23 protein-coding genes are annotated in these 21,263 nt (G+C 73.7%); 9 read left to right on the top strand and 14 right to left on the bottom strand.

Annotation, left to right across the window (positions count from 1 at the left end; translation table 11 throughout):
• From ABZU53_RS24240 to ABZU53_RS24205, 8 genes are all read right to left on the bottom strand, one after another.
• Positions 1 to 327, bottom strand: coding sequence for a YciI family protein (locus ABZU53_RS24240; RefSeq protein ID WP_355067653.1), 327 nt, complete (start codon positions 325 to 327; stop codon positions 1 to 3).
• 105 nt (positions 328 to 432) lie between these two features.
• Positions 433 to 1,044 (bottom strand): ATP/GTP-binding protein, encoded by a 612-nt coding sequence (locus ABZU53_RS24235; RefSeq protein WP_354861778.1) that lies wholly within the window; start codon positions 1,042 to 1,044, stop codon positions 433 to 435.
• Positions 1,025 to 1,411, bottom strand: coding sequence for a DUF742 domain-containing protein (locus tag ABZU53_RS24230; protein WP_007462630.1), 387 nt, complete (start codon positions 1,409 to 1,411; stop codon positions 1,025 to 1,027). The genes ABZU53_RS24235 and ABZU53_RS24230 overlap by 20 nt, the downstream gene beginning before the upstream one ends.
• 5 nt (positions 1,412 to 1,416) lie before the next feature.
• Entirely contained in the window at positions 1,417 to 1,839 is a 423-nt protein-coding gene (locus tag ABZU53_RS24225; protein WP_354861787.1) for a roadblock/LC7 domain-containing protein, read from the bottom strand.
• 91 nt (positions 1,840 to 1,930) lie between these two features.
• Positions 1,931 to 4,537, bottom strand: a complete 2,607-nt coding sequence (locus ABZU53_RS24220; RefSeq protein WP_355067637.1) for a nitrate- and nitrite sensing domain-containing protein — start codon at positions 4,535 to 4,537, stop codon at positions 1,931 to 1,933.
• 123 nt (positions 4,538 to 4,660) lie between these two features.
• On the bottom strand, positions 4,661 to 6,265 hold the full coding sequence (locus tag ABZU53_RS24215) for a prenyltransferase/squalene oxidase repeat-containing protein (RefSeq protein ID WP_355067635.1): 1,605 nt from the start codon (positions 6,263 to 6,265) through the stop codon (positions 4,661 to 4,663).
• On the bottom strand, positions 6,258 to 7,175 hold the full coding sequence (locus ABZU53_RS24210) for a terpene synthase family protein (RefSeq protein ID WP_354861773.1): 918 nt from the start codon (positions 7,173 to 7,175) through the stop codon (positions 6,258 to 6,260). The genes ABZU53_RS24215 and ABZU53_RS24210 overlap by 8 nt, the downstream gene beginning before the upstream one ends.
• On the bottom strand, positions 7,172 to 8,509 hold the full coding sequence (locus ABZU53_RS24205; protein WP_354861786.1) for a cytochrome P450: 1,338 nt from the start codon (positions 8,507 to 8,509) through the stop codon (positions 7,172 to 7,174). Before ABZU53_RS24205 ends, ABZU53_RS24210 begins: the two co-directional genes overlap by 4 nt.
• Positions 8,510 to 8,974: 465 nt before the next feature.
• Here ABZU53_RS24205 and ABZU53_RS24200 point away from each other — a divergent pair, with 465 nt between their 5' ends.
• On the top strand, positions 8,975 to 9,223 hold the full coding sequence (locus tag ABZU53_RS24200; protein ID WP_354861771.1) for a DUF2630 family protein: 249 nt from the start codon (positions 8,975 to 8,977) through the stop codon (positions 9,221 to 9,223).
• A gap of 49 nt (positions 9,224 to 9,272) precedes the next feature.
• Here the strand turns inward: ABZU53_RS24200 and ABZU53_RS24195 are convergent, their stop codons facing one another.
• The 3 genes from ABZU53_RS24195 to ABZU53_RS24185 all read right to left on the bottom strand — a co-directional run bounded on the left by ABZU53_RS24195 (position 9,273) and on the right by ABZU53_RS24185 (position 11,984).
• Positions 9,273 to 10,205 (bottom strand): RIO1 family regulatory kinase/ATPase, encoded by a 933-nt coding sequence (locus ABZU53_RS24195; protein WP_354861745.1) that lies wholly within the window; start codon positions 10,203 to 10,205, stop codon positions 9,273 to 9,275.
• 208 nt (positions 10,206 to 10,413) lie between these two features.
• A complete protein-coding gene (locus tag ABZU53_RS24190) occupies positions 10,414 to 11,058 on the bottom strand; it encodes an HAD family hydrolase (protein ID WP_354829501.1) in 645 nt (214 codons plus the stop codon).
• A gap of 65 nt (positions 11,059 to 11,123) precedes the next feature.
• Positions 11,124 to 11,984: a carbon-nitrogen hydrolase family protein gene (locus ABZU53_RS24185; protein ID WP_355067633.1), complete on the bottom strand. Its 861-nt coding sequence runs from the start codon at positions 11,982 to 11,984 to the stop codon at positions 11,124 to 11,126.
• A 77-nt stretch (positions 11,985 to 12,061) separates the two neighbouring features.
• Here ABZU53_RS24185 and ABZU53_RS24180 point away from each other — a divergent pair, with 77 nt between their 5' ends.
• The 7 genes from ABZU53_RS24180 to ABZU53_RS24150 all read left to right on the top strand — a co-directional run bounded on the left by ABZU53_RS24180 (position 12,062) and on the right by ABZU53_RS24150 (position 17,278).
• Positions 12,062 to 12,634, top strand: coding sequence for a TetR/AcrR family transcriptional regulator (locus tag ABZU53_RS24180; RefSeq protein ID WP_234591495.1), 573 nt, complete (start codon positions 12,062 to 12,064; stop codon positions 12,632 to 12,634).
• Between the two features lie 131 nt (positions 12,635 to 12,765).
• Positions 12,766 to 13,692, top strand: a complete 927-nt coding sequence (locus ABZU53_RS24175) for a TIGR04222 domain-containing membrane protein (RefSeq protein ID WP_355067631.1) — start codon at positions 12,766 to 12,768, stop codon at positions 13,690 to 13,692.
• Positions 13,689 to 14,507 carry a DUF692 domain-containing protein gene (locus ABZU53_RS24170; RefSeq protein ID WP_355067630.1) on the top strand — a complete coding sequence of 273 codons (819 nt, stop codon included), beginning with the start codon at positions 13,689 to 13,691 and terminating at the stop codon, positions 14,505 to 14,507. The genes ABZU53_RS24175 and ABZU53_RS24170 overlap by 4 nt, the downstream gene beginning before the upstream one ends.
• Positions 14,504 to 15,028, top strand: coding sequence for a hypothetical protein (locus tag ABZU53_RS24165; protein WP_354861739.1), 525 nt, complete (start codon positions 14,504 to 14,506; stop codon positions 15,026 to 15,028). Before ABZU53_RS24170 ends, ABZU53_RS24165 begins: the two co-directional genes overlap by 4 nt.
• Positions 15,013 to 15,774 (top strand): SDR family oxidoreductase, encoded by a 762-nt coding sequence (locus ABZU53_RS24160; RefSeq protein WP_354861737.1) that lies wholly within the window; start codon positions 15,013 to 15,015, stop codon positions 15,772 to 15,774. The genes ABZU53_RS24165 and ABZU53_RS24160 overlap by 16 nt, the downstream gene beginning before the upstream one ends.
• A 206-nt stretch (positions 15,775 to 15,980) precedes the next feature.
• Positions 15,981 to 16,580 carry a G/U mismatch-specific DNA glycosylase gene (mug, locus tag ABZU53_RS24155; protein ID WP_355067629.1) on the top strand — a complete coding sequence of 200 codons (600 nt, stop codon included), beginning with the start codon at positions 15,981 to 15,983 and terminating at the stop codon, positions 16,578 to 16,580.
• 164 nt (positions 16,581 to 16,744) lie between these two features.
• Entirely contained in the window at positions 16,745 to 17,278 is a 534-nt protein-coding gene (locus ABZU53_RS24150; RefSeq protein ID WP_355067627.1) for a hypothetical protein, read from the top strand.
• A gap of 4 nt (positions 17,279 to 17,282) precedes the next feature.
• Here ABZU53_RS24150 and ABZU53_RS24145 read toward each other — a convergent pair whose 3' ends face one another.
• The 3 genes from ABZU53_RS24145 to ABZU53_RS24135 all read right to left on the bottom strand — a co-directional run bounded on the left by ABZU53_RS24145 (position 17,283) and on the right by ABZU53_RS24135 (position 20,415).
• Positions 17,283 to 19,259 (bottom strand): ABC transporter ATP-binding protein, encoded by a 1,977-nt coding sequence (locus ABZU53_RS24145; protein WP_354861747.1) that lies wholly within the window; start codon positions 19,257 to 19,259, stop codon positions 17,283 to 17,285.
• A gap of 114 nt (positions 19,260 to 19,373) precedes the next feature.
• Positions 19,374 to 20,141 carry an enoyl-CoA hydratase/isomerase family protein gene (locus ABZU53_RS24140; RefSeq protein WP_354861732.1) on the bottom strand — a complete coding sequence of 256 codons (768 nt, stop codon included), beginning with the start codon at positions 20,139 to 20,141 and terminating at the stop codon, positions 19,374 to 19,376.
• A 46-nt stretch (positions 20,142 to 20,187) separates the two neighbouring features.
• On the bottom strand, positions 20,188 to 20,415 hold the full coding sequence (locus ABZU53_RS24135) for a helix-turn-helix domain-containing protein (protein WP_007462679.1): 228 nt from the start codon (positions 20,413 to 20,415) through the stop codon (positions 20,188 to 20,190).
• A 212-nt stretch (positions 20,416 to 20,627) separates the two neighbouring features.
• Here ABZU53_RS24135 and ABZU53_RS24130 point away from each other — a divergent pair, with 212 nt between their 5' ends.
• Positions 20,628 to 21,227: a cadmium resistance transporter gene (locus ABZU53_RS24130; RefSeq protein ID WP_355067625.1), complete on the top strand. Its 600-nt coding sequence runs from the start codon at positions 20,628 to 20,630 to the stop codon at positions 21,225 to 21,227.
• Positions 21,228 to 21,263: the final 36 nt, after the last annotated feature.

The following is a 21,263-nucleotide window of genomic DNA, read 5'->3' as shown; positions in this document are numbered from 1 at the left end:
TCAGGCCGACAGGGCACCGAACGGGCGCAGTTCCAGCCGCCCCTCCCGCGCCATCGGGTGGGTACGTGCCACCTCGATGGCCTCGTCGAGGTCGGCGCAGTCGAGCAGGTCGAAGCCCACGATGACCTCCGTGGTCTCGGCGAACGGCCCCTCGGAGACGAGCAGTTCGCCGTCGCGGACCCGGACGGTGGTGGCGGCCGTGGTCGGCGCCAGCACGTTGCCGGTGAGGCGACGTCCGCGGGTGTCGTTGTCGGCCACCCACGTGTGGATGTCGGGCAGCTCGGTCGGGTCGGTGTCCGGTGCGGTGTCGCTGCAAACGAACATCATGAACTTCATCTGGCGCTCCCTCGGGTTTTCCGGGTGTCGCCAGCATGACGAACGGCCGGGGCCGATCCGGACACGGGTGCCCGGAAAAATTGCCCCGACCGTCGGTCAGTCCCCGCTGGCGGCGCGCCGGCGAGCCTCGCGGGTCTTCATGGCGTGCTCCATGAGGGTCACGAGCACCTCCTTGCTGGACTCGCGCTGACGGGCGTCGCAGAGCAGCACCGGCACGCCCGGGTCCAGGTTCAACGCGGTCTGCACCTCGTCGAGCCGGTACTGGCGGGCGCCCTCGAAGCAGTTCACCGCCACCACGAACGGGGTGCCCCGACCCTCGAAGTAGTCGATCGACGGGAAGCAGTCGGCCAGCCGGCGCGTGTCGGCAAGCACCACCGCGCCGATCGCGCCCAGCGCCAGCTCGTCCCAGACGAACCAGAACCGGTCCTGCCCGGGTGTGCCGAACAGGTAGAGCACCAGGTCGTCGCTGATGGTGATCCGACCGAAGTCCATCGCCACGGTGGTGGTGGTCTTACCCTCCACCCCGGACAGGTCGTCGATGCCGACGCCGGTCTCGGTCAGCACCTCCTCGGTGCGCAACGGCCGGGTCTCGCTCACCGCGCCGACCATGGTGGTCTTGCCCACGCCGAAACCACCGGCGACCAGGATCTTGATCGCGGTGGGCAGTGGCGTCGCTCCCGCCGGCCGCTCAGAGTGCCCGTAGTCCATTGATTACCGCCTCGAAGATGCTGTTGTCGGGAAGACCGGCCGTGGTCTGCGGTTCGCGTACCTGCACGAGGTTGCGGGCCGCCAGATCGCCGAGGAGCACCCGGATGGTCCCCACCGGCAGGTCGAGGTGGGCGGCGATCTCGGCGACGGACTGTATTCGCTGGCACAGGCCGACGATCGCCAGGTGCTCGGGACCGAGACCCACCTCCGGCGTCACGTCGGCACGGGTCGCGGTGACCAGGGAGATCAGGTCGAACGTGCCGGTGACCGGACGGGCACGCCCGCGTGTCACCGCGTACGGGCGCACCACCGGGCCCGCATGGTCATCCACCCACTGATGCTCTGCGGACTCCCCCTGCACCGTCATGGCCGTTACCTCTCGCCAGCCGACTGTTCGGCGCTCCGCGACGGGGAGGCCACGTACTTGCCGACCCGGGTGACGAGCATCGCCATCTCGTACGCGATGAGACCGACGTCGGCGTCCTCGCTGGCGAGAACAGCCAGGCAGGCGTTGCGGCCGGCGGCTGTGACGAACAGGAACGACGACTGCATCTCGATGATGGTCTGCTGCACCTGCCCACCGCCGAAGCGCTTGCCGGCGCCCCGGGCCAGGCTCTGGATGCCGGCCGCCATCGCCGCGAGGTGCTCGCCGTCGTCGCGGCTCAACCCCTGTGAGGAAGCCATCAACAGCCCGTCGGTGGAGAGCGCGACCGCATGCTCGGCCTGCTTCACCCGGCCCACCAGATCATCCAGCAACCACGTCAGGTCGGCACTCGAAGCCGTCTTCTGGGCCACTTCGTCGTCCTCTTCTCGCCCGGCAGTTGCGCCGTATTCGTCTTGGGCTTGACCGTCACACCGCGCGGGAACCCGCAGCACCGGCGCTCGGTCAGGTGGCTTGTGGTTCCTCGTCGGTCGGCTCGGACGTGCCGCTCGACGAGGCGTCGGACGCGCCACCGAGCAGTCGCGCCGCGTCGGTCCGACCGCGCCGGGTGCCGGTCTGATACGAGCTCATCATCCGGCGTACCTGCTCCGGCGGACGTGCCACGTCCTCCTCGTCGGACTCGGTTGCCGCCGCCGGGTCGTCGCGCAGCTCGGGAACGATGTTCGCCTGGCGAACGCGGACCGGCAGGCCCGAGCCGGTCCGGTCTGTCTCGGCCCGCGCCGGAATCGGCCCGCCCTCGCCGCCCGGCCCGCCCTCGCCGCCCGGCCCGCTGCCGCCGCCGCTCGGGCCGCCCCGGTCCACCGCGGGCAGGCCGGTGGGCACCGTCGGGCCCTCCAGGGCCGGCTGGCCCAGGCCACGCCGGGCCCGGGTGGGCAGCTCCGCCGCCGAGGCGCCCAGGGTCGTGCGCTGCCGGGTGGGGAGTACGACGTCGGTGTCGGTTCCGTCCACCTGCTGCTCGGTCGGGGTGCTGCTCTCGGCCAGCACCGGGGCGCCGGGGGTCACCGGCTGCGCCGCGCCCGGACCGCTCGTGTCCGTCGCCGCGGCGGCCACCGCGACCGACGAGAGGCTGGCGGAACGGCCGCCGTCGGCGGGACCGCCGGCGGGCGGCCCCGAGGGCAGCGCGATGGCCGTCGGCCCGACCGGCAACGCGCCGGAGGTCTCCGGGGCGGTCCCGTTCGAGGTGACCAAGTCCAGCGGGATGAGTACGACGGCGGTGGTGCCGCCGTACGCCGACTCCTTGAGCCGGACCCGCACGCCGTGCCGCTCGGTCAGCCGGCTCACCACGTAGAGGCCGAGCCGGGCGGCGTTGGCGAGGTTCAGCTCGGACTGGTCGACGATGCGGTGGTTCGCCGCGGCCAGGTCCTCCTCGCTCATGCCGAGGCCGCGGTCCTCGATCTCGATGGCGAACCCGTTGGCCACGAGCTGGCCACGGACCTCGACGGTGGTGTGCGGCGGTGAGAACGACAGGCCGTTCTCGATCAGTTCGGCGAGCAGGTGGATGATGTCGCCGACCGCCCGGCCGGCGAGCGAGACGGGCCCGAGCGGCAGCACGTTGACCCGGGTGTAGTCCTCCACCTCGGCGACCGCGCCGCGCACCACGTCCACCATGGGGACGTTGCGCCGCCAGGCCCGGCCCGGGGTGGAGCCGGACAGCACGATCAGGTTCTCGGCGTTACGCCGCATCCGGGTGGCCAGGTGGTCGACCCGGAACAGGTCCTCCAACTCCTCCGCGTCGTGTTCACGCCGCTCCATCGCGTCGAGCAGGGTGAGCTGGCGGTGCACCAGCGCCTGCGTACGCCGGGCCAGGCTGAGGAACACCTCGCGGACGTTGCGGCGCAGCTCGGCCTGCTCGACGGCGGTGCTCAGGGCGGTCTCCTGGACGGCGTTGAACGCCTTGCCGACCTGGCCGATCTCGTCGGTGCCGAACTCCAGCGGGGGCGCCTCGGTGGCGACGTCGACCTCCTCGCCGCGACCGAGCCGCTCGACCACCCGGGGCAGCCGCTCGTCGGCGAGCTGCCAGGCGGCCTGCCGCAGCCGTTCGAGCTGGCGCAGGAGGGTCCGGGCCGTGGTGATGGAGACGACGACCGAGGCGATGACGGCGAGCAGGCCCAGGCCGGTGGCGAGCACCAGCCGGACGACGACCATCACGGCCACGCCGGTGGCCCGGCCGACGATGCCCTCGCCGCCGTCGGTTACAGCGTCGTTCACCTCGGCCAGCGCCGGCTCGACGGTGCCGCGCCACTGCTCGGCGCTGACCGGCAGTTGGGTGGCCGGCCGGCCCTCGCGGATGATGCTGTCCTGTACGGCGCGTAGCCGGGTGAACGCCTCGCCCTCGACGAGCTGCCGGTAGCGGCGCTGGTCGGCGTCGGCGAGCCGGGCCCGGGTCTCCTCGCCGAGGAACCGCTCGGCGCCGACCAGGCTGACGTAGCGGGCGTACTCCGGGCCGCTGATCCGGCCGTTGCCGAAGAGGCCGCTGAGCAGCGCGTCCTCCTGGGAGATCAGCTCCTTCATCCGGTTGAGCTGGATCAGGGCCGCCGCGTCGGCGGCGATCTCCTTGTCGTCCAGGCTGCCCGTGACGTCGTAGATCCGAAAGATCGATTCGATCGCGTCGGTGTAGGCGTCGGCGGCGGAGATCCGGTCCACCTTGCGGGCGAGCACGTCGGCGCGGGTCTGCTTCAGCCCGTCGACCTGCGCGATCGTGGCGTCCAGCTGGGCGTCGAGCGCCGAGCTGCCGGCCACGTCGACCTGCCAGTTGCGGACCGAGGCGGCGAAGTCCTCGGCCAACCGCGCGGCCTTGCCCTGCTCGGCCTCCAGCGTCGCGCGCTGCTCGGCGTCGGGGTTGCTCAGGTACGCCTGGGTCAGCCGCCGCTCCAACTGGAGCTCCTGCAGCAACGGCTCACTGGGCGTGTAGACCCTGCTGTTGAGCAGCTGGACACCGAGCAGGTTGAAACCGTCCCGCAGGGTCACCCATGCCGCGAACATCCAGAGCGCGACCAGGGAGAGCAGCAGGGCGACAACCTTGGTGCGGATACTCGTACCGCGAGAACGCATTGAACCGTCCCAGGCCGGGGTTGACTCAGCTCATCAACGGGTGATCATGGCAGACGACGTCCCGCCACGGCGGGGCGAACGGGGCTGAGGCTCTGCGTACGCTAGCAGTGTCCACACAACCCCTCAAGTTGTTGTTTTTGTTGTCGCGTAACCACAATCCACCACCGAACGGTCGGCATCCGCCAGATGGACGGAGGCCAGCCGGCAGGCGGCCAGCACCGCCGCGCGGACGATCGCGGTAGGACAGTACAGCTCCTTGCCGTACCACAGTGGAGGGTCGACCCGACCGGACGGCCGGTGCAGGTAGGCGTGGCCGCGCGCCACCGCGTCGTCGACCCGGGGCGCTCCGGTCGGTGCGGCCAGCAGCACCTGCAGGGCGTACGCGGTCTCCTCGGCCGTTCCGCCCCACCGCCCCCACGAGCCGTCGGCGCGTTGGCTGTCCAGCACCCAACGGGCCGCCCGGTCCACCGCCTCGGCCGCCACGCCGCCGCGACCGAACTCCGCCAGGGCCAGCACGCAGCAGGCCGTGGCGTAGTACGGCGAGGCGTGCCACCGGTCCTGCCAGGGGCCGTCGGCGAGCTGGTGTGCCGGCAGCATGATGCTGAGCCGCTCGATCGCCCGGTGGTAGCGCGTGTCCGCGCCGGGGTGCGCGGCCACGTGCTGGCCGAACGCGTCCAGCACGTGCGCGTTGGTGGTGACCGAGAAGCCGTCCTCGCTCCCCGGCCAGGTGCAGAAACCGTCTGCCGTCTCGTACGCCCACAGGCTGGCCGGGTCGGCGGGATGGCCGAGCCGGGCCAGCGCGTCCAGCGTGACCGAGGTGGTGTCGGCGTCGGTCGGCAGGCCCTCGCCGGTGGCGACGCCCTCGGCGGTGGTGGCGGCGGCCAGGGTGCGCAGCACGGTCGCCGGCGGGTTGACCGCGACACCGGCGCGGCGCAGCCCGCCGAGCACCCAGGCCCGCTCGAAGACGGTGATCGGGGCCGGGCAGGGCACCGGCCCGTCGCCCTCGCGGATCAACTCCCGCAGGAAGGCGTGCGCGGCGGGGCCGGCGTCCGGGCCGGCGGCGGTCAGCCAGGCGGCGGTCGCAGCGGGTGAGGCGCCGACGGCGGTGAGCGTCGGCCCGGCGTCGGCCGGTGTCGCGTCCAGCACCTCGTAGAAGTGGGCCAGCTTGGTCGGCAGCGCCGCCCCGGCGGCCACCGCGGCCCGTACCGCGCGCAACCGGTCGGGGCCGAGCCCCGGTGGCAGGGTCAGCGGCGGGTGGGGCAGCCGGTCGGCGGTCGCCCGGTCCAGCCGGGTCAGCCGGTCGTTGATCGACTCGACCAGCGCGGGGACGATGAGGTCCAGCGCCGGGGTGTCCGGCAACGCCCGCGCGTGCGTGGCGAGCAGCCGGCCGGTGAGCGCGTCGAGCCCGCGCGCCACCGGGGCGAGCAGGTCCGGCCCGGACCACCCGCCGTCGGCCAGCGCGGCGAGCAGAGCGTCGGTGGCGCTGAGCGTGGGCACCAGGGCGTACCCCTCGGGCGGGCCCCACGCGCCGTCCGGGCGCTGCTCGCGCAGCAGGAACCCGATCCGCTGGCGGTGTCCCGGCAGCCAGGCCGCACCGGCGACGAGCCGGCCGCTCTCGTACACCGAGGCGGCGACCTGCCCCCACGGCCGCAGCGCGAGGCCGGCGATCAGCTCGCGCGCGGCGTCGGTGGCCGGCTCGGCCAGTACGCGCGGGGAGCCCTCACTCACCGCGTGCCCCCCAGAAGTCCGACAGCTGGTAGAAGCCACCCGTGAAGGAGATCTGCCGGTGCAGGTAGTCCGCCTGGCGGGGGCAGCGTTCGGCGAGGGCGGCCAGGTCGCCGCGGGACCGGGTGGTCAGCTCGGCGAGCCGGGCGTGCACCCGCGCCGGGTCGTCGACCAGCAGCAGGGCGTTCAGATCACCCCACTCGGCGTCCCGCCCGTGCGTGGCGAGGTCGTTGACCAACCGCAGCACCCGCTGCACGCCACGTCCGGCGTCCAGCAGGTCGGTCAACTGGGCGAGGGTCCGCTCGTCGCCGGTGGCGATCCAGTGCGTGACGTTGACGAAGGAGCAGGCGAGGTTGTCGGCGTTGTCCAGATAGCGGTCCAGGTCCGGCAGGCGCCGCCCGGTGGTCGGGTCGGTCGGCAGGTTCTTCCAGTCCCACTCACGCGACACGGCGGCGAGCATCCGCGCCAGCTCGTCGCGCCAGATCGGGCGCAGCCGCGTGAACGCCGGGACGGTCGCCAACTCGTCGCGCAGGTCGGCCAGCAGCCGCGCCAGGTGCCGGCCCGGCGGGGGCGCGGCGCCGTCGGCGACCGCCAGGCAGTCGGTCACGATCGCCCGGACGTCGTCGGCGGACCGGGCGAGGTAGTCGACCTGCCAGTCGGCGGCGAAGACCCAGAGCAGGGTACGGGTGGTGATCCGCAGTTCGGCGGCGGTGTGCCACGGCGCGGTGAACGCAATCGCGGTGGCCACCGAGCTGAGCAGCGCGGCGTCGAACGGCGCGGCGTCGAAGAGTTCCGGATGGGCGGCGGTGACGCCCTGCAGGTCGCGGACGCCACGGACGGCGAGCGCGCACACCCGGCCCTGCTCGGCTACCGCGTCGGGCCCGGCCTGCACCGGCCACGGGACCCCGGTCATGACACGACCGGCCGCTCGACCGGAGTGACGATCAGCTCGGCCCGCTGCTTGGGTTGCAGCGAGGCGCCGAGCCGGGGTGTCAGGCCGACGGGCTCGCGCAGTCGGAAGCGGTAGCGACTCAGCACGGTGCTGACGATGAGCTGCGCCTCCAGCAGGAACAGGTACTGCCCGAGGCACTGGTGCGGGCCGCCGCCGAACGGGAAGTAGGAGTAGCGGTAGCGCCGCCGGGGCTTCTCCGGCGCGAAGCGCTCCGGGTCGAACAGCGTCGGGTCGTTCCAGAACGTCGACATCCGCTGGGTGACGTACGGGCTGACCAGCACCGTGCCACCGGCCTTGATCCGCACACCGCCCAGCACGTCGTCGCCGACCGCGGTCCGGGGGATCATCCAGCCGGCCGGGTAGAGCCGCAGCATCTCGTCGAGCACCATGCGGCCGTAGCGCAACTGCGGCAGGTGCTCGCGGCCGACCCGTTCCGCGCCGACCACCTGCTCGATCTCGTCGGTCATCCGCTCGGCCACGTCGGGCCGGGAGGCCAGCACCGGCCACAGCCAGGAGAGCAGGGCGATGGTGGTCTCGGTGGCGGTGGAGAACATCGCCACCACGTCGCCGCGGATCGCGTACTCGTCGGGTTCGCTGCCGTCGGCGCGCGGCCGGCAGAGGGTGGAGATGATGTCGTCGCCGTCGGTGGGCCGGGCCCGGGCCTCCCGGATGATCGGCAGCACCACCTCGTCGATGGTCCGCACGGCCTCGGAGAAGCGTCGGTCGCCGGGCATCGGCACCGCGTACGGCACGAAGGGCACCAGCAGGCGCGGGAGCATCGCGGTGGTGACGGTGTCCAGCGCGGCGCTGATCCGCAGCGCGTCCGGCACGGAGATGCGGTCGGCGAAGAGCACCCGCATGGTGGTCCGCAGCACGATCCGGGTCAGCTCGGCGCCGCCGTCGATCGGGCGGCCGTCGCGGGCGGGCTCCAGCCACTCGTCGACGGCCTCGTTGATCGCCTCGGCCATCCGGTCGACGAGCGTCTCGGCCCGCTTCGCGGTGAACAGCGGTTGCAGCGCGCCGCGGCTGGACTCCCAGATTTCGCCCTCGGCGACCAGGATGGCGTCGCCGACGATCCGGCGGACCGGCCGCCACAGCAGTCCGTCGCCGTCGCGGGTGTAGTTGGCAACGTTGTCCCTCAGCACGCGTTGCAGGTGCTCCGGGTGACTGACGAGGTAGGGGCGGAACGAGCCGAGGTTCAGCCGGACGACCTCGCCGCCAGCGGCGTCCGCGAAGCCGACCAGCGCGCCGAGCGGGTCGCGGACCAGCGCGGGCAGGGCGCGACGGAGCGGGATCATCCGGGGTTCGGTGCTGACGGGGGTGGGGCCGGCATCGGACACCTGGGACATGCAACGTCTCCTCGTCGTTCCGCCGGCCTGGGTTGTCCACTTCGGCCGGTCGGGACTGTGGAACTTTCACCTTCTGGGCGACGGAAGCATCTCACCAATTCGGGGGCACCTCTAGACCTGTGACCGGTGAGATTCCACCGACACGCCCAACGGACATCGATGGCGATGGCCGGCCTGAGTCCTGAGTGGATAGTCAGGATGCGGCACCGATGCAGGTCGCACCCGTGCACGTTGAGGTCGCAGCCGCCGGCGAGCCCACGGGACGGCGGGTCCGTGGGCTGCTCGGCCAGCGGGCCCGCCCGCCGGGTCGCACCCGGGCGATCCCAGAGGGCGGGCGGCGCGGGCGCGCCAGGACGCACCGGTACCTGCGAATCCGGGCGATGTCGGGCACCCTGTGCCAGGCTCTGTGGCATGGACGACAAGACCATCCTGAACCGGATCTCCGAGCTGGTCGACGAGGAACACCGGCTGCGCGCGGACGCCCAGGCCCACGAGTCGGGCACCGAGGGCGAGGCCAGCGAGCGGCTGCGCGCCCTGGAGGAGTCCCTCGACCAGTGCTGGGACCTGCTACGCCGCCGTCGGGCCGCCCGAACCACCCACGGCGACCCGGACTCCCAGGGCGAACGCCCCAAGCCCGAGGTCGAGCGCTACCTGCAGTGACGGGTACGGGCGGGTCGGGCGGCCGCTCGGGCCGCCCGACCCGCTCCGGTCAGCGGATGCCCGCCTCCCGCAGCAGCTCCCCCGTCAGAGCACCGGGGTCGACCTGCTCGGCGCCCAGCCCCCGGGCCACGAACCAGGCGCTGACCACCCGCACGTCGCGGGCCAGGAACTCGGGCCCCTGCGGGTTCGCCACCACGTCGACCACCTGCGGCAGATCGATCACGACCAGCCGCCCGGAGTGCACGAGCAGGTTGTACGGCGACAGGTCGCCGTGGGCGTAGCCGGCCCGGGCCAGCACGCGCAGCGCCTCGACCAGCTGACCCCACAGGTCGCGCAGCTCGGCCGGGCCGGGCCGCAGCTGGGCCAGTCGGGGCGCGGCCAGCCCCGACTCGGCGTCGCCGACGAACTCCAACATCAGTTCGGTGCCCCGCAACTGCACGGGGTACGGCACGGCGATCCGGTCGTGCCCGGCGCCGATCTCCCAGAGCCGGGCCAGCGCGGCGAACTCGGCCGCCGCCCACTGCCCGGCGATCATCTGCCGGCCGAAGGCCGTCCGGCCGGCCATCGCCCGGTTCTCCCGGGACCGCCGCACCCGGCGCCCCTCCAGGTAGCCGGCGTCGCGGTGGAACAGCCGGTGCTCGGCGTCCCGGTATCGCTTGACCGCCAGCAGGCAGGAGCGGTCCGTGTCCGGTACCGCCCGGCGGACCAGGTGGACGTCCGCCTCCTTACCGGTCTTCAACACACCCAGTTCGGTGTCCTTGGCGGCCAGCTCGGTGACCAGCCACTGCGGATGCGGCGCAGGGCCGTGCACGGCGTCGTCCCACGACGACCAGCGTTCGCCGGTGGCCGGGTCAGGATCGCCGTCGGGGTCGGCGAGCGGCTCGGTGGGCCGCCCGCGCTTCAGAAACTGCGGTTCGTCGTCGTCGAAGCGGCTCTTGCCGCGGCTGCGGCGCTCCAGCGCCGGCAGGTCATGATCGCGCACTGTGGTGAGGTTCCCTTGGTCGAGGCTGAGTTAGGCAGCTGGAAGCGACCTGCGAAGACGGCCATGACCAACCCCCTCTCCTCGACCGGGCGTACGCCCGGGTGCACGATGCGCCGCCCATGCTGCCGTCGCCCCGACGGCCGGTCAATCGAATTACCGCTGCCGCCGCCCGGCCGGTGCGCGCCGCGTCCGGCGGCGGCGAACCGCGTCAGCTCGCGAGCACCGTGGCGACCGCGGCGATCAGCCCGTCCACCGTGCGGCTCGGCGCGAACCGGACGTCCGACCAGGTCCGTCCCCGGTGCAGCCAGACGCTGGGCAACCCGACGGCGGCAGCGCCGCCGATGTCCGCCTCCGGGCTGTCGCCGACCACCCAGGCGCCGCGCAGCGGCATCCGGACCCGCTGCGCGGCGAGCGCGAAGATCCGCGGGTTGGGCTTGCTGACCCCGGCCTCCTCGGAGATCACCCAGTCGGCGACGTACCGGTCCAGGCCGGTACGGCGGATCTTGGCGTCCTCGACGCGTACGGTGCCGTTGCAGACCACCACCGGCACCCAGCCCGCGTCGTCGGCGATCCGCAGCGCGCAGGCGGTCAGCGGATCGAGGCGGGTCTGCGCCACCACCCCGTCGTGCAGCTCCTCCACCAGGTCGATCGAGGGGATCCGCAGCTCGTAGCGGTCCCGGATCGCGTCGGCCAGGTCCCAGCGGTCGGTCAACCCGTCCGCGTCGATCGAGAGCAGCCAGTCGATGTCGGTGGGGGGCGCGCCGATACCGTCCAGGAAGCGCTCACCCCAGCGGCGGAACGGCCCGGCCCGATCCAGCAGGGTGTTGTCCAGGTCCAGCAGGAGCAGTGGCACTCGGGCACCCTACGGGACCGACGTGTCCGCCAACAGATCCCGCGGGTGTCGACCTGACGGTGGGCTCAACCGGTCAGCGACACCCGTGGGCCGCCCTGGCTCGGCAGCAGATCGGCGAGCATCGAATGGGCCGACCGGGTGGCCGTGAGCGCGGCCGGATCGAGGGTCGCCACCAGCACCGCCGTGCCCTCGTCAGCGCCCCGGGCGAGCGTACGTCCCTGCGGGTCGTAGATCGCCGCGCCACCGTTGAACCGCCACGGGTCGCCGCCGCCGACCGCGTTGGCGAAGACCACGAACATCGTGTTGTCCAGGGCCCGCGCGGCGTAGTACAGGTCCCGGCGGTGCTCGGAGCCGGCCAGGTAGCCGCTGGGGCACAGGTAGGCGTGCGCGCCGTCGAGCGCGGCGGCCCGGCCGTGCTCGGGGAAGCAGCCGTCGTAGCAGATGCCCAACCCGAGCCGCCAGTCGTCGACCAGCAGCGTGGCGCCCCGACCGCCGGGGCTGAACAGCTCGCGCTCGTCGCCCCACAGCTGCTGCTTGTCGTACCCGACCCGGATCGCGCCGGCGCGGTCGACCACCAGGGCGGCGATGGTGCGCCGACCGTCCGGGTGCCGCGCCGCCGCCCCGACCACCACGGTGATCCCGGCCGTCCGCGCCGCGGCGCGCAACGGGTCGAGCCGACCGTCGGCGACCACCCCGGCCGGGTCGGCCACGACGTCGGTGCCGACCGGGTCGGCGGCGAGGGTCGGCGGGTGGTACGCGCACAGGTACAGCTCGGGGAGGACGACCACCCGGGCGCCCTGTCCGGCGGCCTGACGGACCAACTCGGCGGCGGCCGTCGCGTTGCCGGCGACATCACCGGGTACGGGGGTGGCCTGGACGGTGGCGACGGTCAGCGCCGCGGTGGGCGTGGGGTGAGGCGGGGTCACCGGAGGATGGTAAACGGCACCGCACCAAGCCGTACGTACGGTTTGCATAGGCCGGGGTGACCTGCGACGATCGACGTGTGCCCAGAGTAAGCCAGGACCAGCTCGACGCGCGCCGGCAGGAGATCCTCGCCGCCGCGCGGGCGTGTTTCGCGCGGCTCGGCTACGAGGGGGCGACCGTCCGCCGCCTCGAGGAGGCCACCGGGCTGTCCCGGGGCGCCATCTTCCACCACTTCCGGGACAAGGACTCGCTCTTCCTCGCCGTCGCGGAGGATGACGCCGCCGCCATGGTCGAGACGGTGGCCCGCAACGGTCTGGTGCAGGTGATGCGCGATCTGCTGGCCCGCGCGGTCTCCCCCGACACCACCGGCTGGCTGGGCAGTCAACTGGAGGTCTCCCGCCGGCTGCGCACCGACCCGGCGTTCGCCAAGCGCTGGGCCGAACGGTCCGCCGCGATCGCCGAGGCGACCCGCGACCGGCTGGCCCGCCAACGCGACGCCGGGGTGCTGCGCGAGGACGTACCGATCGACGTGCTGGCCCAGTTCCTGGAGCTGGCCTACGACGGCCTGGTGCTGCACCTGGCGATGGGCCGACCGGCCGGCGACCTGGGCCCGGTGCTCGACCTGGTCGAGGAGGCCGTCCGCCGCCGCTGAACGCCGGCCCCACCGTCGCCTGGTCGAGGAGGCCGTCCGCCGCCGCTGAACGCCGGCCGCACCGGGACGGGGACCGTGGCGGTCGTGCTCCACAATGGGGCCGCCGATCCCTCCGGCGACAGGAGCAGCCGATGATCGTCCACGCCGCGTCGGGCGACACCTGGGGCATCCCCGGCCCGACCTTCCTCCGGCTCTACCTCGTGGCGGCCGCCGTCGTGGTCGCCCTCGCGGTGCTGCACCGGGTACGCCTCGCCACCGGCGCGGAACCCCTCGTCGCCGAGCCGCTCGGTCCCCAGGAGGTCGCCTACCTCAACGGTGGGCCGGCCCTCGCGGTGCACGCCGCGCTGGGCGGCCTCCGGGGCAGCGGCGCGATCGACGTCGGTCCGGATCGCCGCCTCTTCACCACCGGCCCGACCCCGACCGGGCTCACCCCGCTGGAACAGGCGATCCACTGGGCCGCCCACCAGGGCGCCCGGGCCCGGGACCTCGCCCAGGACCAGCGCGTGGCCGCCGCGCTCGACCAGCTCGGCGTCAGCCTCGAAGGGCGGGGACTGCGCGTGAGCCAGGCGCAGCAGGCCTCCGCACGACAGTGGAGGCTCCTCCTCGCCGCGCTGCTGGTGCTCGGCGTGGTGCGGCTGTTCGCCGGCCTGGCCAACGGGCGGCCCGTGGGCTACCTGCTGCTCACCCTGGCCGGGGTGCTGGTGGCGGTGCTGCTGCTCTGGCGGGTGCCGCAGACCAGCCGGGCCGGTCGCGCCGCGCTGCGCGACCTGCGTAAGCGGCACACCCACCTGGCCCCCGCCTCGTCCCCCGCGTACGCCACCTACGGCGCGGCGGGCGCGGCGATGGGCGTGGCGCTGTACGGCACCGCGTCCCTCTGGGCGATCGACCCGGGCTTCGCCGAGCAGGCCGAGATCCAGCGGCAGGCCATCGCCAGCAGCGGCTGGTCCTCGGGCACCAGCACCGGGTCATCGGGCACCGCCGGCAGCTCGTGTGGCGGCGGCAGCTCCTGCGGTGGCGGCGGTGGCGGCGGATGCGGCGGCGGTGGGTGCGGCGGATGACCGCCCCGTACGGCGTCGGCATCGGCTGGCGTCCCGAGATCGCCGGTTTCGTGGCCGAGCTGCCCGGGCTGCGCTTCGTCGAGGTGGTGGCCGAGTCGGTGCCGGCGACCGGGCCGCTGCCGCCGGGGCTGGCGCAGCTGCCCGAGCGCGGCGTGACCGTCGTACCGCACGGGGTGCGGCTCTCCCTCGGCGGCGCCGAGCCGGTCGACCCGACCCGCGTCGCCCACCTGGCCGCCGTCGCGCAGCGGATGGACGCCCCGCTCGTCAGCGAGCACATCGCGTTCGTGCGGGCCGGCGGGCTGGAGGCCGGGCATCTGCTGCCGCTGCCGCGCAGCCGGGAGGCGGTCGACGCGGTCTGCGCGAACGTGGCCCGGGCGCAGGCCGAGCTGCCCGTGCCGATCGCGCTGGAGCCGATCGCCGCCCTGTTCGACTGGCCCGACGACGAGCTGGACGAGGCGGACTTCCTCACCGAGATCCTCGACCGCACCGGCGCGCTGCTGCTGCTGGACATCGCCAACGTGCACGCCAACGCCCGCAACCGGGGCAGCGACCCGCTCGCGCTGCTCGACCGGCTGCCGTTGGACCGGATCGGTTACGTGCACGTGGCCGGCGGGGCCGAGCACGGCGGGTTCTACCACGACACGCACACCGATCCGGTGCCGCCGGAGGTGCTGGAGCTGGTCCGCGCGCTCTGCGCCCGGCAGCGGCCACCGGCGCTCCTGCTGGAACGCGACGGCGGCTACCCACCGGCCGCCGAGCTGCGCGCCGAACTGGACGCCCTGGCCACCGCCGCCGGCTTCCCGGCCGTGACGTGACGGGCACCGACCCCCGCGCCGGGCTCGCCGCGCGGCAGGCGGAGCTGGTGGCGACGCTGGTCGCCGGAGGTCCGCCGCCGGCGGGCTTCGCGGCCGGGCCGCTGGCCGCCACCCGGGCGGCGCTGCGACGCAAACGGGCCGGTGAGGTCGCCCGGCACTGGCCGCTGCTCGCCGCCGGCCTCGGCACGGCCTGGCCGGCGACCTTCGCCGACTGGGCCGCCGAGCGCCCCACCGCCGGGTCCCTGCGCGACGGCTGGGACCTGGCCCGGGCGCTGCGCGACCGCGACGCGCTGCCGCCGGCCGGCGCCGAGGAGCTGGCCGTCCGCGAGGCGGGCCTGCGCTACGACGGGCGTTGGGCGCCGCGTCCGCGCCGGCTGCCGGCCGTGGCCCGCGCCGGCGGGGCCGTCGCGGTGCAGATCGCCGGTCGGGTACGCCTGGTGCGCCCCGCCGCGCGTCCGCCCGCCCACGTTGGCGGGCCCGAGCCGGATGCGGCAGGATCGGCGACATGGATCTCGGACTGACCGACCGGGTGTACGTGCTCACCGGCGCCTCCCGCGGCCTGGGCTACGCGACGGCGCAGTGCCTGGTCGCCGACGGCGCGCGGGTGGTGCTCTCGGCCCGCGACGCCGACGCCGTCGACGCCGCCGCCGAAGCGCTGGGTGGCCCGGACCGGGCGGTCGGCGTCACCGCCGACCTGGCCGACCCGCAGACCCCGGAGCGGCTCGTCGCGGCGGCCCGGAAACACTTCGGCCGGATCGACGGCGCGCTCATCTCGGTCGGTGGCCCACCCGCCGGTAATGCGGCGTCGATCACCGACGAGCAGTGGCGGCACTCCTTCGAGACCGTCTTTCTGGGCACCGTCCGCGCGGCGCGCACCGTCGCCGCCGCGCTGCCCGACGGGGGCGCGATCGGGCTGGTGCTCTCCACCTCGGCCCGCGGCCCGGTGCCCGGCCTGGGCATCTCCAACGGCCTGCGGCCCGGCCTGGTCGGCGTCGCCAAGGACATCGCCGACGACTACGGCCCGCGTGGCGTACGGGTGGTGGGCCTGCTGCCCGGCCGGATCCTGACCGACCGCAACCGGGAGCTGTTCGCCGCCACCGGTGACCCGGAGCGCGCCCGCGCCGAGGCGGAGGCGAGCATCCCGTTGCGACGCCTCGGCGACCCGGCCGAGTTCGGCCGGGTGGCCGCGTTCGTGCTCTCCCCCGCCGCCAGTTACCTGACCGGCCTCACCGTGCCGGTCGACGGCGGCGCGCTGCGCGGCCTGTGACACCCGGCGCTCCGACACCCGGCGGCCGGGCCGTCGCTTCGACACCCGGCGGCCGGGCCGTCGCTTCGACACCCGGCGGCCGGGCCGTCGCTTCGACACCCGGCGGGCGGGGCGGCGCTCCCGCACCCGGCGGGCGAAGCGGCGCTCCCGCACCCGGCGGCCGAGCCGGCGCTTCGACGCCCGGCGGGGGCGGCCGAGGCGGGGATGTGCCGCCCGCGCTGGGAGGTCGTGCGGGTGCCGCGCATCCACGGCCGAGCAAGGCGGACCTGGCCGCCGCCACCGACCGGACCATCCCGGACGTGCTCGCGCCCGAGCTGTCGGTGCTCTTCGTCGGGATCAACCCGGGCCTCTGGTCGGCCGCCACCGGCTGGCACTTCGCCCGGCCTGGCAACCGGTTCTGGCCGGCACTGCACCTGGGCGGGTTCACTCCCCGGCTGCTGCACCCGAGCGAGCAGGGCGAGTTGCCGGCCCTCGGGCTCGGCATCACCAACATGGCCGCCCGGGCCAGCGCCCGCGCCGACGAGCTCAGCGCCGAGGAGCTGCTGGACGGCGCCGCGATCCTGACCGACAAGGTGACCCGCTACCGGCCGCGCTGGGTGGCCGTGGTCGGGGTGACCGCGTACCGGATCGGCTTTCAGCGGCCGAAGGCCGCCTTCGGGCCGCAGCCGGAGTCGCTGGCCGGGGCGCGGCTGTGGGTGCTGCCGAACCCGAGTGGCCTGAACGCGCACTTCACGCCGGTCACGCTGGGGGCCGCGTTCGCCGAGCTACGCGAAGCGACCGGCCTGCCGGACCGTCGCCCGGACTGACGCACCCGGCCATTGATCGACTCGACTTCATGGAAGTCGGGCTGTCGACGCGACCGGGACACCCCCGATTTTAGGAACCCGAGTCGATCAACGCTCGGGGGCGTGGGTGTGTTCGTAGCCGAGTAACCCACTCCTGGGCTGCCGCTTCCACTGGCCCCCGCACCATGATCGACAGGTTCGTTCCATCGTGGACTGGGAACGAACGCCACATAGCCGACGACTGCAAGCCTGGGCTGGAGGAGCTGCTCGCCTCGCGGCTGTGGCCCGCGGTCCTCGTCCCGCTCGGTGCGCTCGCCGCGCTGGTCGCCGCTGGCGTCTGGCTGGCGCCCACCTTCCCGTTCGTACCGGTCGCTCTTCTGCTCACCACGGTGGTGGTGGCCTGGCGACAGCGGGGCGACGCCCTGTTGGCCGACGAGATCGGACTGTGGATTCGGCGCCGTGGCCGGGTCACTCGCCGCTACCGATGGGAGGAGATCCGCGAAGCTGGCCTGACCCGGCCGGGCTTCGGTCAGGTCGCCCTGGCTGTCTACCCCAACGGCGGGCCGTGGGACGTGCCCGGCCCCAACAGCGCGGTCCTCGTGGGTCGCATCTGGATGCTGCGCAAGCCCGACCGGCAGATCACCGACCGGGTCAACGCGTTGCTGCGCTCACGGGGCGTGCGCACGATCGACTCGCCGCACCCCCCGATCGGCACCTGACGGGTCAGTTGGCGGCGGCGGGTGGCATCGCCTCGTCGGCGACGTACGTGCCCAGGGGCATGACCACCGGCTCGGAGCCGGTCGCGTCCACGAAGGGCCGGGGCGAGTCGGCGACCGCGAACTGGGTGCGGTACAGCTCGGCGTAGAGCCCGCCGACCGCGACCAGCTCGTCGTGGCGGCCCCGCTCGACGATCCGCCCGCCGTCGAGCACGAGGATCTGGTCGGCGTCGCGGACGGTGGAGAGCCGGTGCGCGATCACCAGGGCGGTACGCCCGGCCAGCGCCACCGACAGCGCCCGCTGCACGGCCGCCTCGCTCTCCGAGTCCAGGTGTGCGGTCGCCTCGTCGAGGATCACGATCGACGGGGCCTTGAGCAGCAGGCGGGCGATGGCGATGCGCTGCTTCTCGCCGCCGGAGAAGCGGTAGCCGCGCTCGCCCACCGTGGTGTCCAGCCCGTCGGGCAGCGACCGGACGAGGTCGGCGACCTGGGCGCCGGCGAGCGCCGCCCAGATCTCGTCGTCGGTGGCGTCCGGCTTGGCGTACCGCAGGTTCTCGGCGATCGTCTCGTGGAACAGGTGCGAATCCTGGGTGACGACGCCGATCTCGTCGCGCAGGGAGGCGAGCGTGGCGTCGCGCACGTCCGTCCCGCCGACCAGCACCTGGCCGTCGGTGACGTCGTAGATGCGGGAGATGAGCATGGACAGCGTCGACTTGCCGGCGCCGGACGGGCCGACGAGGGCGACCATCTGCCCCGGCTCGACGCTGAACGAGACGCCCTTGAGCACCGGCTCGTTGACGGTCCGGTCGAGGGTGGCGACCTCCTCCAGCGACGCGAGGGAGATCTCGGCGGCGCTCGGGTAGCGGAAGCGGACGTCGCGGAAGTCGACGCGACCGTTGCCGCGGGGCACCGGCACCGCGTCGGGCTTCTCGACGATGCCGGGTTCGAGGTCGAGCACCTCGAAGACGCGGTCGAAGGAGACCAGCGCGCTCATCACGTCCACCCGGACGTTGGAGAGCGCGGTGAGCGGCCCGTACAGCCGCGTGAGCAGCAGCGCGAGGGTCACCACGGTGCCCGCGCTGACGCCGCCGGTGACGGCGAGCCAACCGCCGAGGCCGTAGGTGAGCGCCTGCGCCAGCGAGGCGACCAGCAGCATCGCCACGAAGAACGTCCGGGAGTACATGGCGGACTGGATGCCGATGTCACGCACCCGCTCGGCCCGGTCGGCGAACCGGCGGGCCTCGATCTCGGGCTGGCCGAACAGCTTCACCAGCAGCGCGCCGGCCACCCCGAACCGCTCGGTCATGGTCGCGCTCATCTTGGCGTCGAGGTTGTACGCCTCGCGCGTGATGTCGGCCAGCCGCCGCCCGACCCGTCGCGCCGGGATGATGAAGATCGGCAGCAGCACCAGCGAGAGCGCGGTGATCTGCCAGGAGAGGGTGAACATCACCGCGGCGGTGAGGACCAGTTGGATGACGTTGCTGACCACACCGGACAGGGTGGAGGTGAACGCCCGCTGGGCGCCCAAAACGTCGTTGTTGAGCCGGCTGACCAGGGCACCGGTCTGGGTGCGGGTGAAGAACTGCAGCGGCATCCGCTGCACGTGGTCGTAGACCCGGGTACGCAGGTCGAGGATGATGCCCTCGCCGATGCGGGCCGAATACCACCGCTGGGCCAGCGACAGCAGCGCGTCGGCGACCGCCAGCCCGGCGATGAACAGGGCCAGCTGGACCACGAGCCGGCCGGCCTCGCTGCCGCCCCGGTTGATCGCGTTGATGACGTCACCGGCGAGCACCGGCGTGGCCACGCCGATGATGGCGGCCAGCACCACGGTGGCCAGGAAGACGATGATGTCGCGCCGGTAGGGCTGGGCGAAGGCCACGATGCGGCGGGCCACGCCGTGCTTGAGCCGGTGGGTGGAGACCTCGTCGCGGTTACGCATCGACCGGAGCATGCTCCACCCGGCCATGCCACCGCCGGACATCGGGTTGGACACCGCTCACCTCCGGGTCGTCGGGTGGACCACACACGTCAGGTCAATTCTCCCGACGACTCTGACAACCTCGGTCGTAACCCGGATCTTCCCGTACGGTCCTTACTATTCTCCTCGGCCGGTCAGATCCCGCAGGCGGCGGGTCTGCGCCTCCCGCTCGGCGCGTTGCTGGTCGGCGTGCGACCGCCCCGCAGCGCCGGCGAGCAGGGCCTTGATCTCCACCACCGCGTCGCGGGCCCCGGCCAGCAGGCCCGCGGTCAGGTCACGGACCGCGCCGTCCAGCTCGGCCGGTGGTACGACAAGAGTGGCCAAGCCGATCCGGTCCGCCTCGGCGGCGTCCAGCCGGCGGCCGGTCGCGCAGATCTCCAGCGCCCGGGAATAGCCGACCAGCTCGACGAGGCGCTTCGTGCCGGCCAGGTCGGGCACCAGCCCGAGGGTCACCTCGGCCATCGACAACTTCGCGTCGGCGGCCAGGACCCGCAGGTCACAGGCCAGCGCGAGTTGGAAACCGGCGCCGATCGCGTGCCCCTGCACGGCGGCCACGGAGATGACGTCCGGCCGGTGCAGCCAGGTGAAGCCGGCCTGGAACGCCGCGATCTGGTCGGCGCACTCCTGCTCGGGCAGCGTGGCCAACTCGGCGAACGACCCCGGGCCGGAGGCGCCAGCAACCGCGAGGTCGAGGCCGGCGGAGAACGCACGCCCCTCGCCACGCACCACCACCACCCGGACGTCGCCGGGCAGGTCGCGGGAGAAGTCGCTCATCGCGCGCCACATCGCCGGCGTCTGGGCGTTGAGCACGTCGGGCCGGCACAACGTCACCGTGGCAACCGGCCCGTCGCAGGTCAGCCGAACCCCGGTCGCCTCGGCGGTCACCGGGCTGCCCGGGGCGCGGCGCTGGTGAACGACGCGAAGGGGCGGGTCACGCCTTCTTGCGGCGCCGGGCACCGCCGCGCTGACGCAGCTGAACCCCGGACTCGGTGAGCACTCGGTGAATGAACCCGTAGGAACGGCCGGTCGAGGCCGCCAGCGCGCGGATGCTCTCCCCCGAGGTGTACCGCTTTACCAGGTCCTTGGCGAGCGTCTGACGCTCGGCTCCGACGATCCGGCGACCCTTCTCAGTGCTGGTGGCTGTGCCAGTGGCTGCCATGCTGTGTCCTCACGTCCCAGACTGTGCGGTTCGGATACGGTCCCACCTATTAGACCGCCTCGGACGATCATGCGCCAGATATCAACTCTTCGCCAACCGACACGCTATGCAATGTCAGCTTCCCGATAGAGTGATCCTCGCGATCGGTCCCGGCACACCGTCCGGAAGGGCCACCGCCGAGCGGCGACGCCTCGGCCCGTACGCTCCCGGGCGTGATCGACCTGCTGGGTACGGCGGCCGGAGCGGCGGTGGTCTTCGCCGCCACCGACATCGACGACATCGTCATCCTCACGCTGTTCTTTGTGGCGGCCCGCACCACCGGTCGGCCCCGCACCTGGCAGATCGTCGCCGGCCAGTACCTCGGCATCGGCGCGCTCGCCCTGGCCAGCGCGGTGATCGCCGCCGGGCTGCTGGTCGTGCCGGACCCGTGGACCGGGCTGCTCGGCCTGCTGCCGATCGCGCTGGGCGTCCGCGCGCTGCGCGGCTCGGACGACGACGAGCCGGCAACGGTCGTCACCCGGACACTCGGCGTGGCCGGGGTGACCATCGCCAACGGCGCCGACAACGTGGCCGTCTACGTACCCGTGTTCCGGGCTCTCGGCCCCGGCGACAGCGCGGTCTTCCTGCTGGTCTTCGTGGTGCTCGTCGGCCTGTGGTGCGCCGCCGCGGCCTGGCTGGGTGGGCACCGCCGGGTGGTCCGGCTGGTGGAGCGCGCCGGCCACTGGCTGGTGCCGACGATCTTCGTCGCCATCGGCGTGGTGATCCTGGTCAGCTCCGGCGTGCTCGGCCGGCTGGTGGACCTGCTCGGCTGAGGCGGACCCGCCCCCTGCCGCCGCGGGCGGCCCGGG

The organism is Micromonospora sp. NPDC005194 (assembly GCF_040608335.1).
Classification (GTDB): Bacteria; Actinomycetota; Actinomycetes; order Mycobacteriales; family Micromonosporaceae; genus Micromonospora.
Note: the sequence above shows the minus strand (reverse complement) of the source record. Positions and strands in the feature narration are given on the sequence as shown.